Annotated in this window: 19 protein-coding genes; 12 read left to right on the top strand and 7 right to left on the bottom strand. The window is 61.1% G+C overall.

Annotation, left to right across the window (positions count from 1 at the left end; genetic code table 11):
* Positions 1-124: 124 nt before the first annotated feature.
* Positions 125-673, bottom strand: a complete 549-nt coding sequence (locus ABWV64_RS04010) for a pseudouridine synthase (protein ID WP_353342985.1) — start codon at positions 671-673, stop codon at positions 125-127.
* 210 nt (positions 674-883) lie between these two features.
* Here ABWV64_RS04010 and ABWV64_RS04005 point away from each other — a divergent pair, with 210 nt between their 5' ends.
* The gene (locus tag ABWV64_RS04005) at positions 884-2,017 is read left to right on the top strand and encodes a PAS domain-containing protein (protein ID WP_353342984.1); all 1,134 of its coding nucleotides are present in this window, start codon (positions 884-886) and stop codon (positions 2,015-2,017) included.
* 51 nt (positions 2,018-2,068) lie between these two features.
* Here ABWV64_RS04005 and tldD read toward each other — a convergent pair whose 3' ends face one another.
* Complete coding sequence (gene tldD / locus ABWV64_RS04000; protein ID WP_353342983.1) at positions 2,069-3,490, bottom strand: metalloprotease TldD; 1,422 nt, start codon at positions 3,488-3,490, stop codon at positions 2,069-2,071.
* Positions 3,491-3,682: 192 nt separating this feature from the next.
* Between tldD and coxB the strand changes: the two genes are divergently transcribed.
* The 10 genes from coxB to ABWV64_RS03950 all read left to right on the top strand — a co-directional run bounded on the left by coxB (position 3,683) and on the right by ABWV64_RS03950 (position 12,924).
* Positions 3,683-4,540 (top strand): cytochrome c oxidase subunit II, encoded by an 858-nt coding sequence (coxB, locus tag ABWV64_RS03995; RefSeq protein ID WP_353342982.1) that lies wholly within the window; start codon positions 3,683-3,685, stop codon positions 4,538-4,540.
* Positions 4,541-4,847: 307 nt separating this feature from the next.
* A complete protein-coding gene (cyoE, locus tag ABWV64_RS03990) occupies positions 4,848-5,789 on the top strand; it encodes a heme o synthase (protein ID WP_353342981.1) in 942 nt (313 codons plus the stop codon).
* Positions 5,786-5,974: a cytochrome c oxidase system small membrane protein gene (locus ABWV64_RS03985; protein ID WP_353342980.1), complete on the top strand. Its 189-nt coding sequence runs from the start codon at positions 5,786-5,788 to the stop codon at positions 5,972-5,974. The genes cyoE and ABWV64_RS03985 overlap by 4 nt, the downstream gene beginning before the upstream one ends.
* Entirely contained in the window at positions 5,974-6,549 is a 576-nt protein-coding gene (locus tag ABWV64_RS03980) for a cytochrome c oxidase assembly protein (protein WP_353344498.1), read from the top strand. The genes ABWV64_RS03985 and ABWV64_RS03980 overlap by 1 nt, the downstream gene beginning before the upstream one ends.
* A gap of 24 nt (positions 6,550-6,573) precedes the next feature.
* Complete coding sequence (locus ABWV64_RS03975; protein ID WP_353342979.1) at positions 6,574-7,374, top strand: cytochrome c oxidase subunit 3; 801 nt, start codon at positions 6,574-6,576, stop codon at positions 7,372-7,374.
* 115 nt (positions 7,375-7,489) lie between these two features.
* The gene (locus ABWV64_RS03970) at positions 7,490-8,167 is read left to right on the top strand and encodes an SURF1 family protein (protein ID WP_353342978.1); all 678 of its coding nucleotides are present in this window, start codon (positions 7,490-7,492) and stop codon (positions 8,165-8,167) included.
* Between the two features lies 1 nt (position 8,168).
* Positions 8,169-9,557: a threonine synthase gene (gene thrC, locus ABWV64_RS03965; protein WP_353342977.1), complete on the top strand. Its 1,389-nt coding sequence runs from the start codon at positions 8,169-8,171 to the stop codon at positions 9,555-9,557.
* Entirely contained in the window at positions 9,554-10,816 is a 1,263-nt protein-coding gene (locus ABWV64_RS03960; RefSeq protein WP_353342976.1) for a M16 family metallopeptidase, read from the top strand. Before thrC ends, ABWV64_RS03960 begins: the two co-directional genes overlap by 4 nt.
* Complete coding sequence (locus ABWV64_RS03955) at positions 10,816-11,400, top strand: GNAT family N-acetyltransferase (RefSeq protein ID WP_353342975.1); 585 nt, start codon at positions 10,816-10,818, stop codon at positions 11,398-11,400. Before ABWV64_RS03960 ends, ABWV64_RS03955 begins: the two co-directional genes overlap by 1 nt.
* Positions 11,401-11,481: 81 nt before the next feature.
* Complete coding sequence (locus tag ABWV64_RS03950) at positions 11,482-12,924, top strand: FAD-binding oxidoreductase (protein ID WP_353342974.1); 1,443 nt, start codon at positions 11,482-11,484, stop codon at positions 12,922-12,924.
* A 176-nt stretch (positions 12,925-13,100) separates the two neighbouring features.
* Here ABWV64_RS03950 and ABWV64_RS03945 read toward each other — a convergent pair whose 3' ends face one another.
* The 5 genes from ABWV64_RS03945 to ABWV64_RS03925 form a co-directional block, all read right to left on the bottom strand.
* Positions 13,101-13,631, bottom strand: coding sequence for an adenine phosphoribosyltransferase (locus ABWV64_RS03945; RefSeq protein ID WP_353342973.1), 531 nt, complete (start codon positions 13,629-13,631; stop codon positions 13,101-13,103).
* Positions 13,632-13,924: 293 nt separating this feature from the next.
* A complete protein-coding gene (locus ABWV64_RS03940) occupies positions 13,925-14,401 on the bottom strand; it encodes a DUF2269 family protein (RefSeq protein ID WP_353342972.1) in 477 nt (158 codons plus the stop codon).
* Positions 14,401-14,931, bottom strand: coding sequence for a DoxX-like family protein (locus ABWV64_RS03935; protein WP_353342971.1), 531 nt, complete (start codon positions 14,929-14,931; stop codon positions 14,401-14,403). The genes ABWV64_RS03940 and ABWV64_RS03935 overlap by 1 nt, the downstream gene beginning before the upstream one ends.
* Entirely contained in the window at positions 14,928-15,662 is a 735-nt protein-coding gene (locus ABWV64_RS03930) for an NAD-dependent epimerase/dehydratase family protein (protein ID WP_353342970.1), read from the bottom strand. The genes ABWV64_RS03935 and ABWV64_RS03930 overlap by 4 nt, the downstream gene beginning before the upstream one ends.
* Positions 15,663-15,695: 33 nt before the next feature.
* Entirely contained in the window at positions 15,696-16,577 is an 882-nt protein-coding gene (locus ABWV64_RS03925) for an S-methyl-5'-thioadenosine phosphorylase (protein ID WP_353344496.1), read from the bottom strand.
* A gap of 190 nt (positions 16,578-16,767) precedes the next feature.
* On the opposite strand from ABWV64_RS03925, the gene ABWV64_RS03920 reads away from it, so the two are divergent.
* Positions 16,768-18,396, top strand: a complete 1,629-nt coding sequence (locus ABWV64_RS03920; RefSeq protein ID WP_353342969.1) for a SulP family inorganic anion transporter — start codon at positions 16,768-16,770, stop codon at positions 18,394-18,396.
* Positions 18,397-18,442 lie beyond the last annotated feature (46 nt).

The following is an 18,442-nucleotide window of genomic DNA, read 5'->3' as shown; positions in this document are numbered from 1 at the left end:
AATCGCACATGGTAAACGCGCAATTAAATTGGCGTTCCCTCTAAGGTGTTGAAAAATGTAACTTAAATTGCCGCATTAAAGCAGGGGGAAAGGGCGCAGGCCTTGCGGGTCGGGCGAATCGGGGTCAGGCGTCGCGCCATTTTCCGCAGCTCAGCCCTTCGATGGAATGCTCGCCGATCGACAGGCGGATCAATCGAAGCGTGGGCAGCCCGACGGCGGCGGTCATCCGGCGCACTTGCCGGTTGCGCCCTTCGGTAAGCACCAATTCGATCCAATGGTCCGGCACGCTCTTGCGGTAGCGCACGGGCGGGGTGCGTGGCCAAAGCCAGTCCGGCGCGGCCATAAGGCGCGCCTGCGCGGGGCGGGTGGGGCCGTCTTTGAGCGTCACACCCTTGCGCAATTGCGCCAATGCGGCCTCGTTGGGGGCGCCTTCGACTTGGGCCAGATAGGTTTTGGGAGCCTTGAATTTCGGGTCCGATAGCCGCGCTTGCAACTTGCCATCGTCGGTGAGCAACAAAAGCCCCTCGCTGTCGCGATCAAGGCGTCCGGCGGGGTAGACCGCTGGCACGTCGATGTAATCCGAAAGCGTTTCGCGGCTGGAGGCCTCGAGGCTGCGGTCGGTGAATTGCGACAGCACATTGAAGGGTTTGTTGAATAGGATCAGGCGGCTCATGCGGCCTTATTGCCCGAGGGCGCACGGCGCATCAAGGGGCGCGCGCGCCGGTTGTGGCCATCGCAATACGCGAGAAATTGCAAAATATACATGTTGGATGCTACTTTTTTGCAACTTGGCGTTGGGGCACCTTTGCGGCTGCTGCAATGTGCCATACTGTGGCGCGATTCATTTCGCGCGGCGCAGCGGGCGGAAGCTTGGGGGGGATAAATGATCAATTCTCAAACAGGTCCGGCCCGACCGGAAGAGGATGCTGGCGCTTTGCCATTGCTGGACGGGCTGGGCGCGGGCTTTGCGCTTTCGGTGCTGGACAGCTCGCCTGATTGCATCAAGCTGATCGAGCTTGATGGGCGGCTGAGCTTCATGAACCGCAACGGTCTTTGCGCGATGGAGATCGACGATTTTTGCACCATCGAGGGGCAGGCATGGCCGACCCTGTGGCCAGCGCAATCGCAAGCGATGTTGCATGAGGCAATGCGCGCTGCCGCAAGCGGGCAGACCACAAGTTTCGAGGCGTTTTGTCCCACGGCCAAAGGCTCCGAACGGTGGTGGCAGGTGACGGTTTCGCCGATCTTTGCGCGCAGCGGCGCGGTCGAGCGGATTTTGTCCACCTCGCGCGATGTGACCGAAAAGGTCGTCGCGCTACGGCGGTTGAAAGAGCGCGATCTGGTGTTGCAAGAGACGGCGCGCCAGCTTCAAACCGAATTGGGGGAGAAGAATGCGCTGCTCGAGCGGCAAAAGGTGCTTTTGGGAGAGATTGACCACCGCGTGAAGAACTCCTTTGCCTTGATCGCGGGGGTGCTCCGGCTGCAATTGGCCGAACTGGCGTCAAAAGAGGCGCGCGAGGCGGTGCAGGATGCGGCCAACCGGATCGCCTCTTTGTCGAAGGTGCACGAGCAACTTCATATCAATCCCGAAGACCGTCATGTGGCGCTGGCGGATTATATGGCTTCGCTTCTGGCCGGATTGGAAGGCAGCGTCAGCCGCGGCGCGCCGAGCGATCCGATCATCCGCTTCAAGGGGGCGGCAGCGGTTCAAATTGCGGCGGATTCGGCGATTGCAATTGGCCTGCTTGTGACAGAGCTGGTTGGCAATGCGCTCAAACATGGCGGCGAGGGGGTGAAGGTAACGGTCGAAATTCTCCCCCATCCCGAGGATGAGGCGCGCCTGATGTGCCGTGTCACCGATACGGGGCGCGGTTTGGAGGCGGGGTTTGATCCGATGGCGCAAAGCGGATTGGGCATGAAAATCTGCAATGCCTATAGCGCGCAGCTTGGCGGCAAGATCAAAACCGGCGTGGCCCCCGAAGGCGGCGCGATGTTTGCCTTCGGGTTTGTGCCCTAGGCGCCTTGAGGGCGGCCTCGGGCGCTGGGCCGCGCCGCGTTTGCGGCGTGATCAGGTTGCCGCGCCGCCTACGGTCAGCCCGCCGATCAACACCGTCGGCTGCCCGACGCCCACAGGCACCCATTGCCCTTGTTTGCCGCAATTGCCCATTCCAGGATCGAGCGCCATGTCATTGCCAAGCGCGCGGATATGTTTGAGCGCGGTGGCCCCGTCGCCGATCAAGGTTGCCCCTTTGACCGGCGCGCCGACCTTGCCGTTTTCGACGCGGTAGGCCTCGGTGCAGGAAAACACGAATTTGCCATTGGTGATATCCACCTGCCCGCCGCCAAAGCCCACGGCATAGATGCCGTCCTTCAACTCGCCAAGAACCTCTTCGCGTGTCGCCTCACCGCCCAGCATATAGGTGTTGGTCATGCGCGGCATCGGAGCATGGGCATAGCTTTCGCGGCGGCCATTGCCCGTGGGAGCGACGCCCATCAGGCGCGCGTTCTGGCGGTCCTGCATATAGCCGGTCAAAACCCCGTCTTCGATCAATACATTCTTGGCCGACGGCGTGCCTTCGTCGTCGATGGAAATAGACCCGCGGCGGTCGGGAATGGTGCCATCGTCCAGAACCGTCACGCCCTTGGCGGCGATCTGTTGCCCCATCAGGCCTGCGAAGGCGGAGGAGCCTTTGCGGTTGAAATCGCCCTCGAGCCCGTGACCGATTGCCTCATGAAGCAAAATGCCGGGCCAGCCGGGACCAAGCACCACATCCATAACACCCGCAGGGGCGGGGACGGCTTTGAGGTTGACGGTCGCCACGCGCAGGGCTTCGCGGGCTTTGGCTTGCCAATCGGCCGGATCAATGAGGCCGCCAAGTCCGATCCGCCCGCCGCCGCCTGCCGTGCCGCTTTCGCGCCGTCCGTTCTCTTCGACGATGACCGAGACATTGACCCGCGTCATCGGACGCACATCGCGCACGGAATGGCCTTCGGGGCGCAGAATCTCGATTTCCTGATGCGAGGCGGCGATGGTGGCCGAGACCTGCACCACGCGCGGATCGAGATCACGCACATAGGCGTCGATTTCGCGCAATGTGTCGACTTTGACCGCAAAACTCGCGCCCATGATGGGGTCGTCGTCGGTATAGAGCCGCGCATTGGTATGCTGCGGCGCATCCGCCATGGTGCCGCCGCCGCTGCCCACTGCAAGGCGGGCGGTTTCGACCGCGCGTTTGATCGCGGATTCGGAGATTTCGCTCGAATGGGCATATCCGGCCACTTCGCCGCGCACCGCGCGCAGGCCAAATCCGGTCGAGGCATCATAAGAGGCGGTTTTCACCCGCCCGTCATCAAAGACCAAGGCTTCGGAGCGGCGGCGTTCGAAGAACAACTCGCCATCATCCGCCCCCGCGACCGCCTCGCGCAGCAGGCCAAGCGCCGCCTCGCGGTCCAGCATGTCGTCAAGCGGGCGGAAAGGAGTATCTGTCATGCGTGTTATTCCGTTCTTTTCAGAGGAGTGTTTTTGATCTAAATCAAAAAAGCGACCGTTTGCCGCTGGCCGCATTCTTGTCACATGTGGAAGAATATGATTTCTAGCGGCGACAAAACAACCGAGATTCCCCCACAAAGGGTTAATTTCGTTCCGATTGAACTGAACCGCCGAAACCGATCAGGGTGACCCATGCGTAAATTCCTTAGCCTTCTGGCCCCCACGGCCGCCACTTTGGCCGCGACCACTGCACTTCCCGCATTTGCGCAGGAGGGTCTGGAGAGCGTCGGCAAACCTCATGCGGGTGGTGTGGGCTTCCAACCTGCCGCGACCGAGCTTGCGCGCGATCTGCAATGGCTTGACGGTATGATCCTTTGGATCATCACCATCGTGGTGGTCTTCGTTTGTGTGCTGCTTGTCGCCGTGATCGTGCGCTACAACCGCCGCGCCAACCCGAACCCCTCCTCCTTTACCCACAATACGCCGATCGAGGTGGCGTGGACCTTGGTGCCGATCCTCGTTTTGGTCGTGATCGGCTTTTTCTCCTTGCCGGTTTTGTTCAAGCAACAAGAGATTCCCGAAGGCGATATCACCATCAAGGTGACCGGATATCAATGGTATTGGGGCTATGAGTATGTCGACGAAGGCTTTGGTTTTGAAAGCTTTATGCTTGCCAAAGACGAATTGGCCGAAAACGGTTATGCCGAAGATGAATACCTGCTCGCGACCGACACCGCCGTTGTTGTCCCCGTCGGCAAAACCATCGTGATGCAAGTCACCGGCGCCGATGTGATCCATTCATGGACCATCCCTGCCTTCGGCGTGAAGCAAGACGCCGTGCCGGGCCGTTTGGCGCAGCTTTGGTTCAACGCCGAGCGCGAGGGTATTTACTTCGGTCAGTGCTCCGAGCTGTGCGGCAAGGACCATGCCTATATGCCGATCACCGTCAAAGTGGTCAGCCAAGAGGCCTATGACGCTTGGCTGGCCGATGCCAAGGAAGAATATGCGGGCCTGAGCGCTGCGCCTTATCAGGTGGCGCTCGCCGACTGAATTTGCCAAGGCCGCGCTGCCCGCTTTGTCGGGCGGCGGCCGGTTGGCCGGTCGGAGAACCCGCACCGCATCAGGGCAGGGGCAAGATGCCCCGTTCCCTGCGCCATGACCGGACATGGCATTGGCAATCGGACGGGGCGCCAGAACGGCGCCTCGCACCACAATGACCCAAAGGCAGGGCATGAAGGCCCGCGCCCGAGACCAGAAAAAGCGCCCGCACGCCCCTGATCGGGGCAGCGCATGGGGGCAAAGCCAATCGCGCGAGAGCGCAGCCTTTAAGCGGGCAAAAGTTGAAAACGGAGCCAAAATGAGCGACGCGAGCCTCAACACCACCACACAAGAAGGCGATGCCGGTTTCGGTGATTTCTTCGCGCTATTGAAGCCGCGGGTGATGTCTCTTGTGGTGTTTACCGCGCTTGTGGGCCTGCTCGCCGCGCCGGTGCCGGTTAATCCCATCGTCGCCTTTGCCTCGATCTTGTTTATTGCCGTGGGCGGCGGTGCTTCGGGCGCGCTGAACATGTGGTGGGATGCGGATATCGACCGGATCATGAAGCGCACCCAAAGCCGCCCGATCCCGTCGGGCCGCGTCACCGAGGGTGATGCGTTGGGCCTTGGTATGACCTTGTCGGTCTTTGCGGTTGTGATGCTGTTTTTGGCCTCGAATTACGTCGCGGCGGGGCTTTTGGCCTTTACCATCTTCTTTTACGTCGTGGTCTACACGATGTGGCTCAAACGCTGGACGCCGCAAAACATCGTCATCGGCGGGGCTGCGGGGGCGTTTCCTCCGATGATCGGCTGGGCGGTGGCAACGGGCGGCATCTCGGTCGAATCGGTGTTGATGTTCACGATCATTTTCATGTGGACGCCGCCGCATTTCTGGGCTCTGGCGTTGTTCATGAAGTCCGATTACCGCGATGCGGGTGTGCCGATGCTCACCGTGACGCATGGGCGTAAATCGACCCGCAAACATATCCTTGTCTACACGCTGCTGTTGGCCCCGATCGCCATCGGCGCGGCCTTTACCTCGATTGGTGGGCCGGTCTATCTGGCGGCGGCTGTGGTGCTCAACGCGCTCTTTATCAAAGGGGCTTTTGCGATCTGGCGCCGTGATGAGGCGCAGGCCGAGGCCGATAGTTACCGCGTCGAGAAACGCTTTTTTGCGCTCTCCTTGGTCTATCTGTTCGCGCATTTCCTTGCGATTTTGGCCGAAGCGGGCCTTGGCCGGTTCGGTTTGGGGGGCTGGTCGTGAGTTTCGAGAAGGTCGAGCATGAATTGCACAGGCGCCGGATGAGCCGCAATATCGGCCTTGGCGCTGTGTTGATCGGCTTTGTGGCCTTGGTGTTTTTGCTCACCATCGCCAAGGTCGTAGATGAGGGCGATGCGCAACGCGCCCAGCAAGAGTTGCGCGCCGAGCCGCCGAAAGCGAGCGAATGATGGCAGTGACGGGTCCGCAAAAAACCGTGGTGAAACTGGTCGGCGTTGTGCTGGTGATGGGCGCGCTGAGCTGGGCCTCGGTGCCGTTCTACAGCTGGTTTTGCGCGGTTACGGGCTTTGGCGGGGTGACCAATACCGCCGAGACCGGATCCGACGTGATCCTCGATCAAACCATCAAGGTGCGTTTTGACGCTTCCAAAGAGCGCGGAATGCCGTGGCAATTTACCCCCGTGCAGCGCGAGATGGAAATCCGCATCGGCGAGACCGGTTTGGCCTTTTACGAGGCCTATAACCCGACCGACCGCCCCGTCGCGGGCCAAGCCAATTACAATGTCGCGCCCTATGCGGCGGGCAGCTTCTTTACCAAAATCGACTGCTTTTGTTTCACCGAACAGGTGCTTGAGCCCGGAGAGCGGGTGCAAATGCCCGTGACCTTCTATGTCGACCCCGAAATCGTAACGGATCGTGAAGGAAAGTTTGTTCATACGATCACGCTGTCCTATACCTTCCATGAAATCGACCTGCCCGAGGCGCAAGCCGCTCTGGCGCAGGACGTGAAAACAAACCTAAACTAAGGCCTTCCAACGAGGGAAAATTAAATGGCGCACGAGAAAAACCACGATTACCACATTCTTCCCCCCTCCCTTTGGCCCCTGCTTGGTGCCATTGCGGGGTTTGTCATGCTCTACGGTGCGGTGATGTATTTCGTCGATAAAGGCCCGTGGATGTTCTTCATCGGTCTGGTCGGCGTGCTCTACGTCATGTTCGGATGGTGGTCCGAAGTGGTGGCCGAAAGCGAAGTTGGTGATCATACACCGGTTGTGCGCATCGGCCTGCGCTATGGCTTTGTGCTCTTCATCATGTCCGAGATCATGTTCTTCGCGGCGTGGTTCTGGAGCTTTTTCAAACACGCCATGTATCCGATGGGCCCGATGAGTCCGATCAAGGACGGCGTTTGGCCCCCCGCAGGGATCGAGACCTTTGACCCGTGGCACCTGCCGTTGATCAACACGCTGATCCTGCTTTGCTCGGGTGCGGCGGCGACATGGGCGCACCACGCGCTTGCGCATGAAAACAACCGCAAGGACATGGCCAACGGGTTGATCATTGCTGTTGTTCTCGGCCTGATCTTTACCGCGTTCCAAGCCTATGAATACAGCCATGCGGCCTTTGGCTTCTCGGGCAATATCTATGGCGCGAACTTCTTTATGGCGACGGGTTTCCACGGGTTCCACGTCATCGTCGGTACGATCTTCCTCTTCATCTGCTACCTGCGTTTGCGCCGCGGCCATTTCACGCCCGAGCGTCACGTGGGCTTTGAAGCGGCGGCTTGGTATTGGCACTTTGTTGACGTTGTCTGGCTCTTCCTCTTCGCCGCGGTCTACATCTGGGGCGGCTAAACCGGACTTGCCTGAGCTTTGGCCCGAAACGGGTTGAAGACGGGGGCAAAAACACATTATCACGGCGCGGGCGGCATTTATGCGCGCCCGCGTTTTTCATTCGCGGAGAGGGCCTTTGCGCCGGATCATCATCCCCCTCATTTTCGGCCTCGCCGGTGCGGCGATCCTGATCTCGCTCGGGACATGGCAAGTGCGGCGTCTGGCGTGGAAAGAGGCGGTCTTGGCCGATATCGAGGCGCGCATTTCTGCCGCGCCCGTGGCCATTCCCGCCGTGCCCGACCCCGAGGCGGACCGTTATTTGCCCGTTGCGGTGCGCGGCACCTATGGCGAGGGGCGCATTCGCGTGCTCTCCAGCCGCCAGCTATACGGCGCGGGCTACCGGATCATCGCGCCCTTCGAGACCGGCGGGCGCCTTATCTTGATTGACCGAGGATTTGTGCAAGAACGCGATGCCATTCCCGCCGCGCCGCAGGGCGAGGTCACGTTGAGAGGCAATCTGCACTGGCCCTCGGAGACCGACAAATACACGCCCGACCCCAATCTGGAGGCCGACATCTGGTTCGCCCGCGATGTGCCCGCGATGGCGGCGCATCTGGGGACCGATCCGGTGCTCATGGTCCTGCGGGGCGGGGCGGGCGAGGGCGCCAAGATCACGCCTTTGCCCATCGACACATCGGGCATTCCGAACAACCACATGCAATATGCGTTCACTTGGTTCTCTTTGGCCTTTATCTGGCTGGTGATGACGGGTTATTTCATCTGGCGCATTCGCAACCCGCTGAAAGGCACATGACGTGAAATATATCTCGACCCGTGGCTCCGCGCCGATCCTGAGTTTTGAAGAAGCGATGTTGTCGGGACTGGCCCGTGATGGCGGCCTCTACCTGCCCGAGAGCATCCCCACGCTCAGCCACGCAGACATCAGCGCCCTGTCGGGCCTGCCCTATGAAGAGGTGGCGTTTCGCATCATGCGCCCCTTCATCGGCGAGACATTTACCGACGACGAATTTGCCGAGATCATCGCCAACGCCTATGCAGGTTTTGGCCATGATGCGCGCGCGCCCATGGTGCAACTGGCCGAGAACCATTTCCTTTTGGAGCTCTTTCACGGGCCGACATTGGCGTTCAAAGATTTCGCAATGCAGCTCATCGGGCAGTTGTTCCAAGCCTCGCTCAAGCGCTCCGGCAGCCGCGTCACCATCGTCGGGGCCACATCGGGCGATACCGGATCAGCCGCGATCGAAGCCTTTCGCGGGCTGGATGCGGTGGATGTGTTTATCCTTTACCCGCATGGCCGCGTCTCGGAGGTGCAGCGCCGCCAGATGACCACCCCCAATGAGAGCAATGTGCACGCGTTGGCCATGGACGGGCATTTCGATGATTGCCAAGCGCGGGTCAAAGACATGTTCAACGATTTCGACTTCCGCGATGGCGTGCGCCTTGCGGGGGTCAATTCGATCAACTGGGCGCGGGTTCTGGCGCAGGTGGTTTATTATTTCTCCTCCGCTGTCAGCCTCGGCGCGCCGCACCGCAAGGTCAGCTTTACCGTGCCGACCGGCAATTTCGGCGATATCTTTGCGGGCTATATTGCCAAACGCATGGGGCTTCCGATCGAGCAACTCGTCGTGGCCACCAACCAGAACGACATTTTGCACCGCTGCCTTGCCACGGGCGAATACCGTCCGGACGGCGTGATCCCCTCGATCAGCCCCTCGATGGATATTCAGGTCTCCTCCAACTTCGAGCGCGCCTTGTTCTATGCCTATGGCGGCGACGGGGCGGCGATCTCGGCGCTCATGGACGAATTGAAAGAGGGCGGTTTCAACGTCAGCCAAGGCGCGCGCGAGGCATTGGCCGAGACCTTCAATTCGGGCCGCGTCTCCGAAGAAGATACCTTGGGCACCATCCGCGATACATTTGCGCGCACGGGCGAATTGCTATGTCCCCATAGCGCCGTCGGTGTGCAGGTCGCCAATGCGCAGCGGATCGGTCATACCCCGATGATCACGCTGGCGACGGCCCATCCCGCCAAATTCCCCGATGCTGTGAAAACCGCCTCGGGGCAGCATCCCGCATTGCCCCCGCGCATGGCCGATCTGTTTGACCGCGAAGAGCGCGTCACTCGCATTGGCAATGACCTTGGCGCTATTGAAACCTTGATCCGCGAGCGTATTGCCCTTTGACCGTCGAATTTCACACCCTGTCCAATGGGTTCCGTATCGTTACCCAAACCATGCCGGGATTGGAGAGCGCATCAATTGGCATCTGGGTGACCGCAGGCGGGCGCGACGAGCGGGCCGAGCAAAACGGCGTGGCGCATTTCCTTGAGCATATGGCGTTCAAGGGCACGGCGCGGCGCACCGCCTTGCAAATCGCCGAATCCATCGAGGATGTCGGCGGCTATATCAATGCCTACACCAGCCGCGAATCCACGGCCTATTACGCGCGGGTTCTGCGCGCCGATGTGCCGCTGGCTTTGGATGTGATTGCCGATATCTTGCGCAATCCGGCTTTTGACGAGGCCGAGATCGAGGTTGAGCGCGGGGTGATCTTGCAAGAGATCGGTCAGGCGCTGGATACGCCCGACGATGTGATTTTCGACTGGCTGCAAGAAGAAGCTTACGGCGATCATCCCATGGGCCGCACGATCCTTGGCCCCGCCGAGCGGGTGCGCGCATTTGGCCGCTCCGATTTTGAGGGTTTTGTGGCGCAGCATTACGGCCCTGGCAATATGATCCTTGCCGCAGCGGGCGCGGTGGATCACGCGGCTTTGGTCGCCGAGGCGGAAAAGCTGTTTGGCGATATGACCCCCGTCGCGCCGCGCACGCCCGAAGCCGCGCTTTGGGTGGGCGGCGAGATGCGGCAGGAAAAAACCTTGGAGCAGACCCATTTTGCCTTGGGCGTCGAGGGGCCGGATTATCGCGACGAGATGATCTATACCGCGCAGATTTATTCCTCGGCTCTGGGCGGCGGCATGTCCTCGCGCCTGTTTCAGGAGATCCGCGAGAAACGCGGGCTGTGCTACACGATTTTTGCCCAAACCGGCGCCTATTCGGACGGCGGGATGATGACCATCTATGCGGGCACCAGCCCCGAGATGATGGGCGAATTGGCAAATATCACCATCGACGAGATGAAGCGCGCCGCCGATGACATGAGCGCGCCCGAAGTCGCCCGCGCCCGCGCACAGATGAAGGCGGGGATGCTGATGGGGCTTGAAGGCCCGTCGAACCGCGCCGAGCGTCTGGCGCGGATGATCCAGATCTGGAACCGCGTGCCGGAATTGTCCGAGATCGTCGAGCGGATCGACAATGTGACCACCGGAGATGTGAAGGCTTTTGCCGGCGAGATGGCGCAAAACGCCAAATTCGCCTTGGCACAATACGGCCAGCTCAGCCACGCGGCGACCTTGGCCGATCTCGAAGCGCGGCGTCGCGGCTGATGGTGTTCGCGCGGCGTAAAATCCGCATCGAGACAGAGCGGCTGACGCTGCGCACACCTGTGCATGGCGATTTTCGCGCATGGGTCGAGGCGCGCCAAGACAGCCGCGATTTTTTGGCCCCTTGGGAGCCGGTGTGGGCCAAGGACCACCTGTCGCGCAAGGGGTTCACCAACCGCGTTTATTGGGCGCAGCGTTCGGTGGCCAGCGGTGCGGCCGTGCCGCTTTTCTTGCTGCGCCGCGAGGATCAGGCGCTGTTGGGGGCGATCACACTCGACAATATCCGCCGCGGTCCTGCGCAGGCGGGGACATTGGGCTATTGGATATCGCAGGCGCATGCGCGAAAAGGCTATATGCGCGAGGCGCTGACCGCCGTGGTGCATCACGCCTTTACGCAGCTTGATTTGAGCCGTTTGGAGGCCGCCTGCCTGCCCGAGAATACGCCGTCGCGCGGCCTGCTCGAAAAATCGGGCTTTAAATACGAGGGCGTGGCGCAAAGCTATTTGCAGATCGACAACCGCTGGCGCACGCATGTTCTTTATGCCGCGCTGCGGATGGACCGGCGCGGGCGCACGGACGCGGGTTGAGCGCCCTGTCGGCGTGCCTGGGCTATGGCTTGCGGCGGGCGGGCGCGATAGGCTGCGCGAGAATGTGAGGAGCCTAGACCCATGATCGAGCCGCCCCTGTCCCCTGCAGACGCAAAATTTGTGGCACAATTGCGCGCGCTTTTGCCCGCGGAGTGTTTTCGCGATGTGAGCGCGACCTATCTCGAAGAGCCGCGCGGGCGTTGGCAAGGCCAAGCGGGGGCCGTCGTGGCGCCCTCGACGGCGGCGCAGGTCTCCAGCTTGATGAAAGCCTGCAACGCGGCGCGCGTCGGGGTGGTGCCCTATGGCGGCGGCACGGGTTTGGTCGGCGGGCAAGTCATGCCGCAAGGCGGGGCAGAGCCTCCGCCCGCGCCGATCTTGCTCTCGCTTGAGCGCATGCGCGCGGTGCGCGCCCTCTACGCCGAAGAAAACGTGATGGTGGTCGAAGCGGGCGCCATTTTGCAAGACATCCATGAGGCCGCCGAAGCCGTGGAGCGGCTTTTTCCGCTCACCATTGCGGCCAAAGGATCGGCGCGGATCGGCGGCAATCTGGCGACCAATGCGGGGGGCGTGAATGTGCTGCGCTACGGCAATGCGCGCGATTTGTGTTTGGGGCTGGAGGTGGTTTTGGCCGACGGGCGCATTTGGAACGGGCTGAGCCGTCTGCGCAAGGATAACACCGGATATGATCTGCGCCATCTGATGATCGGCTCGGAGGGCAGCTTGGGGGTGATCACCGCCGCGGCGCTCAAGCTTGTGCCGCGTCCGGCGGGCGAGGGCACGGCGCTTATGGCGGTGCGCGATCCGGCGGCGGCTTTGGCCTTGCTGGGGCTGGCGCGCGAGCAGATGGGCGAGGGGGTCAGCGCCTTTGAGTTGATCCACCGCGCGGGATTGGAGTTTTTGGCGCAAACCCTGCCGGAGGTGCGATTGCCCTTTGCCCAGGTGCCGGAGTGGTTCGTATTGGTCGATGTCGGATTGGCCGCAGGGCTGGAGCCGCAAGCGGCGCTGGAGGCGCTTTTTGTGGCGGGGATGGACGCGGGATTGGTTACGGACGGGCTAATCGCGCAAAGCGAGGCGCAGCGGCAGGCCTTTTGGGAGGTGCGCGAGCAGATCCCCGAAGCCAACCGCCGTATCGGTGCGATTTCCAGCCATGATATTTCCCTGCCGCTCAGCGCGATTGCGCCCTTTATTCCGCAGGCCACCGCAGCCTTGGCCGCGATCGGCGATTTTCGGATCAATTGCTTCGGGCATTTAGGCGACGGGAATTTGCATTTCAACGTCTTCCCGCCGCAAGGCGGTGACAAGGCCGATTATGCGCCTCTACGCGACCGGATCAAAACCTGCGTGCATGATATTGTGCATGAAATGCAGGGTTCGGTCAGCGCAGAGCATGGTATCGGGCGGCTCAAGACTGGTGATCTGGCACGCTATGGCGATCCGGTGAAGCTGGAGATGATGAGGGCGATCAAGAGGGCGCTTGATCCGCAGGGCATCCTAAATCCAGGCGCGGTATTGCCGGTGGCGTGATCTTCGTGCTCTTGGTGAAGAGCGCACTCTAGTGTTTTGTAATCTATTAAAAAAACGCGCCTCGCCATGTAGGGGAGGCGAGGCGCGACGTGATCCGAAGATCGTGCAAGCGGCCGATTCTGGATCGGTTGCTTTGTTATGGCGTGATAATGGTTAACGCCGCGTGTGCGCGGGCATTATGCGCCGCCATAGGCGCAAAGCGCTTCGATCTCGATCCCCATGGCTTGGAGGCGCGCCCGTCCGCCCAGATCGGGCAGGTCGATCACAAAGGCACAGCCGACGATCTCGCCGCCCAAGCGCTCGACCAATTTGATTCCCGCCTCGGCGGTTCCCCCCGTGGCCAAGAGATCATCCACGATCAATACGCGCTCGCCGGCAGTGATCGCATCGTCATGCAGCTCGACCGTGGCTTCGCCGTATTCCAATGTGTAGTCTTGCGAAATCACCTTGCCTGGCAGTTTTCCGGCCTTGCGCACGGGGACAAATCCGACCGACAGCTGATGCGCGATGGCGCCGCCGAGGATAAATCCGCGTGCCTCCAATCCGACCACCTTGTCGATGGGGCGGCCGGCATAGGGCTGCACCATCTGGTCCACCGCCATGCGAAATCCGCGTGGATCGGCGAAAAGCGTGGTCACATCGCGGAACATGATCCCCTTGTGTGGAAAATCTGGGATGGTGCGGATGTAGTCTTGGACGGATGCCATGTCGGGCCTTTCAACGGAAGCTGCCCGATGTGGCTATCACGGGGCGAAAGCCCGCGACAAGAGCCAAGGCCGCCCTGCGCTGGCCCCTCTGCCTCTGCGCTGGCCGCGCACGGATGGGCCGTTACCGACGGGCCGCCGTATCGGAAGGCCCCTCGATTATTTTCCCAGAGGCATTGGCGGCGGCCGTCGCGGCAGAGAAACGAAAGGTTGGGTTCTCGAGGAGACGCGCACAGGGCGATGAGGGAGGCGGAAAACCGAGAGAGCTGGGATATGTAAGGCGCGCCACTTTGCGTTCAAAAGGTAAGTGCGGGTTTGGCGATCATCAGCCAATAGATCGCGACAAGGGCGGCAAATGCGGGCCAGCCAAGTGCGAACCAAAGGCGATATGCGCGCAGTGCCGCGGCAGGTAACGGCATGTCTGCGGCGTCGGCAGCCCGCGCAAGATTGCGTATCTTCAATTGCAGATGCACCACGGGAACCCACGTGGCGAAAGCGATGAGGTAAAGCACATATGTTGCGATCAACCACGGCTCCCAAGGGCTATACCCTTGTAGAGTGATCAAGACCAAACCGCTCAAAGGCTGTATGATCCCCGCGGGAGTGGTGAACAGAAAATCGGCCAAGACCACACCCGAAGAGACCGCAGAAATCGTTTTGACCTGTCTTGCCCGCATGGCCCAGACCATTTGAAACGCAGTGCCGATGCCGGTCCCGAATAGGACTGTCGAGCTGAGAATATGCAGCCATTTTGTGATCAGATACGGGTCCATTATCTCTCGTCTTCAAGAATATAGAGGACGGCAATCATCGCCAAGAGCGGGATGTTTTTGAGCAATCCCCCCATCGGAAGCAGCCATAGCGCGGGGCTAAGAAAGGTGAAGGCGGCGGTGTAAACGGCGATCATCGCGGCTTGCACCGCGGCCATGCGGCGCGGGCGCCAACCGCGCAAGACCGCTGCCCCGATGGCCAGATCGGCAAGCCCGCCAAGCCGCGCCATCATGATCAACACGCCGTCAGGCAGGCTTGTTTCCACAAGTGGCAAGAAGGCGCCTGACGGCATGAAGAGCCCGATCAACGCCGAGACAAGCCACATCATCGCCAATGCAAGCCGCAAAACCGGCCGCATCAGATAGAGCCGCGCGTGCCAGAGGTCTTGGCTGCCTGCTGGGCGGTCCTTGGCGAAGGAGGAAAACCCGCGTGGCGGGCGCGGCAGCGTATCATAAAGTTGGCGGCTATCGGCCTCGGCGCCATGGGCGAGCTGTTCGACGGCTGTGCGAGATATCGGGCCAAGATGCATCATATCCCCGATGCGCCCCATGATCCGTCAAGCGGCATGGGCAAGCCGATGCGCCGGACCTGCGGCAGGCCGAGCCATTGGCGATAGGCGTCGATCATTTCAATTTGGGCGATATGCTCTGGGCCGCCGATCTCATAGGTGCCGGTTGCACGGGCTTGCAGCAGATCGATCATCACCTTGGCCAAATCATCCGCATGGATCGGATTGAAGATTTGATCGCCTTTACCCACATAGGGGCCGACAAGGGGGATTGCTGCGAGCGCGCGCAAAAGCGACGAGCCGCCATAGGACGTCTCCCCGAGCACCAACCCCGCGCGCAAAATCAACGCGTCATGTGCGTCGGCCAGACGTTCTCCGTCTCGGCGAAAACGGGCAAAGCGGGTTTGGCTGTCGTCGATGCCGATGGCCGAGAGAAGCAGGATTTGGCAGCCCTCGGGGGCGGCGGCATATATTGCATTGGGGGCTGATTGATGGACGGCTTCGAAGGCCTCCGGCGTGCCGGTCAAGAGGCCTGCGGCGTTGATCACGGCCTCGACATGCTCAAGATGCGGTGCCCAAAAACCCGCCTTGGCCGCGGCGCGCGCGGTGAGATCACAGGGCAATACTTCGAAGCCCATCCGCGATAGCCGCGCCGTCCGGCGCGCGCTGGCGATGACCTCATGGCCTTCGGCCCTCAGGCGATAGGCAATGTGACGCCCGATAAACCCATCGGCGCCGAGCAACAAAATGCGCATGTCATGTCCCGTTCGTTTGCGGCGGTTTACCGGTCAGGCGTGCAAGACGCGTCCCGCCACGGCGTCCAGTTTCGCCACCAAGGCCGGATCACGGGCCTCGGGGCTGGTCATGATGCCGAATTCGAGGGCGCGGTCGCATCCGTGCGGGCAGGGCGGGCGCGCCGCGCCGAGGCGGGCGGGCATTTGCGCCACAAGATCGCGGGCCTTGGCGGCGTTTCCGGTCAGCGTGGCGATGATCTGGGCGATATCGACCTCGCCGTGATCGGGGTGCCAGCTGTCGTAATCGGTGATCATGGCAATGGATGCATAACAGATTTCCGCCTCGCGGGCCAATTTGGCCTCGGGCATATTGGTCATCCCGATGACATCCGCGCCCCAGACCTCGCGATACATTTTGCTTTCGGCGAGGGTGGAGAACTGCGGGCCTTCCATGGCAAGATACGTGCCGCCCATATGGACGTTGATGCCGAGCGATTTCGCCGCCTCATGCGCAGCTTGCGACAGGCGAGGGCAGGTCGGATGCGCCAAGGACACATGGCCGACGCAGCCGCTGCCAAAGAAGCTTTTCTCGCGTGCAAAAGTGCGGTCAATAAATTGATCTACAATGACAAAATCACCTGGGGCCATGTCTTCGCGAAAGGAGCCGCAGGCCGAAACCGAAAGGATATCCGTGACGCCGATCCGTTTGAGAGCGTCGATATTGGCGCGGTAGGGCACGGTGCTAGGCGAATGGACGTGGCCGCGCCCGTGGCGGGGCAAAAATGCCATCTTCACGCCGTCCAACGTGCCGGTCAGGATCGCATCCGACGTGGTGCCCCACGGGGTTTGCACCTCTTTCCATGTCGCATTTTCCAACCCGTCGATCTCGTAAAGGCCGGAGCCGCCGATTACGCCGATCACGGTGTCTTGGGTCAAATCGGTGTTCGGGGGGGCGGCGGTCATGGCATTTGCTCCTGTGCGGTTTGGCACAGTTTTGGCCGCGCAAAGTCCGATTGGCAACAGCGCGTTTGCGCTCTCACGCCAACTTGAGCCGCCCCCCTAGGCTTTTGCGCATTCTTGCGCTACACGGCGGGCAAGCCAACAACCCCACACTGATAGGTGCCCTTTGAAACGAGCCTCTCTGGCAAGCTTTGCCAACCGCCTCGCCCTTCCCGATTTGCGGCTGATGTCCGAAGAGAAGCTGACGCTGTCGCGTTTGCGGATCGAGGTTTTGTCGGGTCTGACAGTGGCCTTGGCCCTCGTGCCCGAAGCGGTGGCCTTTGCCTTTGTCGCGGGGGTGCATCCGCTTGTGGGGCTTTATGCGGCCTTTTTGGTGGGGCTGATCACGGCCTTGATCGGCGGGCGTCCAGGCATGATTTCGGGCGCGACCGGCGCTTTGGCGGTTGTGATGGTGGCTTTGGTGGCGCAACACGGGGTCGAATACCTCTTTGCCACTGTGGTTTTGATGGGGATCATTCAAATCGTTGCAGGGGTGATGCGCTGGGGCAAATTCATCCGGCTGGTGCCGCATCCTGTGATGCTTGGCTTTGTGAACGGTCTGGCGATTGTGATCTTCCTCGCGCAGCTCACGCAATTCAGGGTTCCGGGCACGGTGGTGCAGGGCGATCACGGCACCACGGGCGGCGTATGGCTGTCGGGCGGGCCATTGCTCATGATGCTGGGGCTTGTGGGGGTGACGATGGCGATCATCTGGATCATGCCGAAAATCACCCGCGTGATCCCCGCGCCCTTGGCGGGCATCGGGATCACGGCGGCGATTGTGATCGGTTTCGGGCTTGATGTGCCGCGGGTCGGTGATCTGGCTTCGATCGAGGGCGGTTTGCCTGCGTTCCATATCCCGATGGTCGAATTCTCTTGGGAGACCTTCCAGATCATCTTGCCCTATGCGGTGATTTTGGCGGCGATCGGTTTGATCGAAAGCCTTTTGACGCTCAATCTTGTCGGCGAGATGACCGGCAAGCGCGGCGGAGCGAGCCAAGAGTGCATTGCCCAAGGCACGGCCAATGTGGTCACCGGATTTTTTGGCGGCATGGGCGGATGCGCCATGATCGGCCAGTCGATGATCAACGTGAAATCGGGCGGGCGCACGCGGGTTTCGGGGATCGTTGCGGCGCTGTTCTTGCTGCTTTTCATCGTCGTGGCCAGCCCCGCGATCGAGCAAATCCCGCTGGCGGCTTTGGTCGGCGTGATGTTCATGGTGGTGATCGGCACCTTCGCGTGGAACTCGCTGACCATTTTGCGCCGCGTGCCGCTCAATGATGCCTTTGTGATCATCTTGGTCACGGTTGTGACGGTCTATTCGGACCTTGCGATTGCTGTGGTCGTCGGGGTGATTGTATCGGCGCTCAATTACGCGTGGAACAACGCCAGCCGCATCCACGCCAAGAGCTACACCACGCCGGAAGGCGCGCGGGTCTATCAAATCCAAGGGCCGCTGTTTTTCGGATCGGCCGAAGGGTTTAACGAACTGTTCGATGTCGCGGATGATCCGTCCACGGTGATCGTCGATTTTGCCGATAGCCGTGTGGTGGACCAATCGGCCTTGCAGGCCATCGAGGCCGTGGCGGGCAAATACGAGGCCGCGGGCAAGCAATTGCAGCTGCGCCATCTGAGCCGCGATTGCCATAAATTGCTGACCAAAGCAGGCCATCTGATGGTCGATAGCGATGATGATCCCGATTACGAGCTGGCGGTGAACTATTCGGTCAAGACGGGGATTTTGGGCGGGCATTAACCCGCGCCTGCGCAGAAACAAAAAAGGCCCCGCACGTCCGGTTGGA

The sequence above is a fragment of the Litorivita sp. NS0012-18 genome (assembly GCF_040371945.1).
In the GTDB taxonomy this organism is placed as follows: domain Bacteria; phylum Pseudomonadota; class Alphaproteobacteria; order Rhodobacterales; family Rhodobacteraceae; genus Litorivita.
The sequence above is the reverse complement of the archived record's forward strand: the minus strand, read 5'-3'. Positions and strand labels throughout refer to the sequence as shown.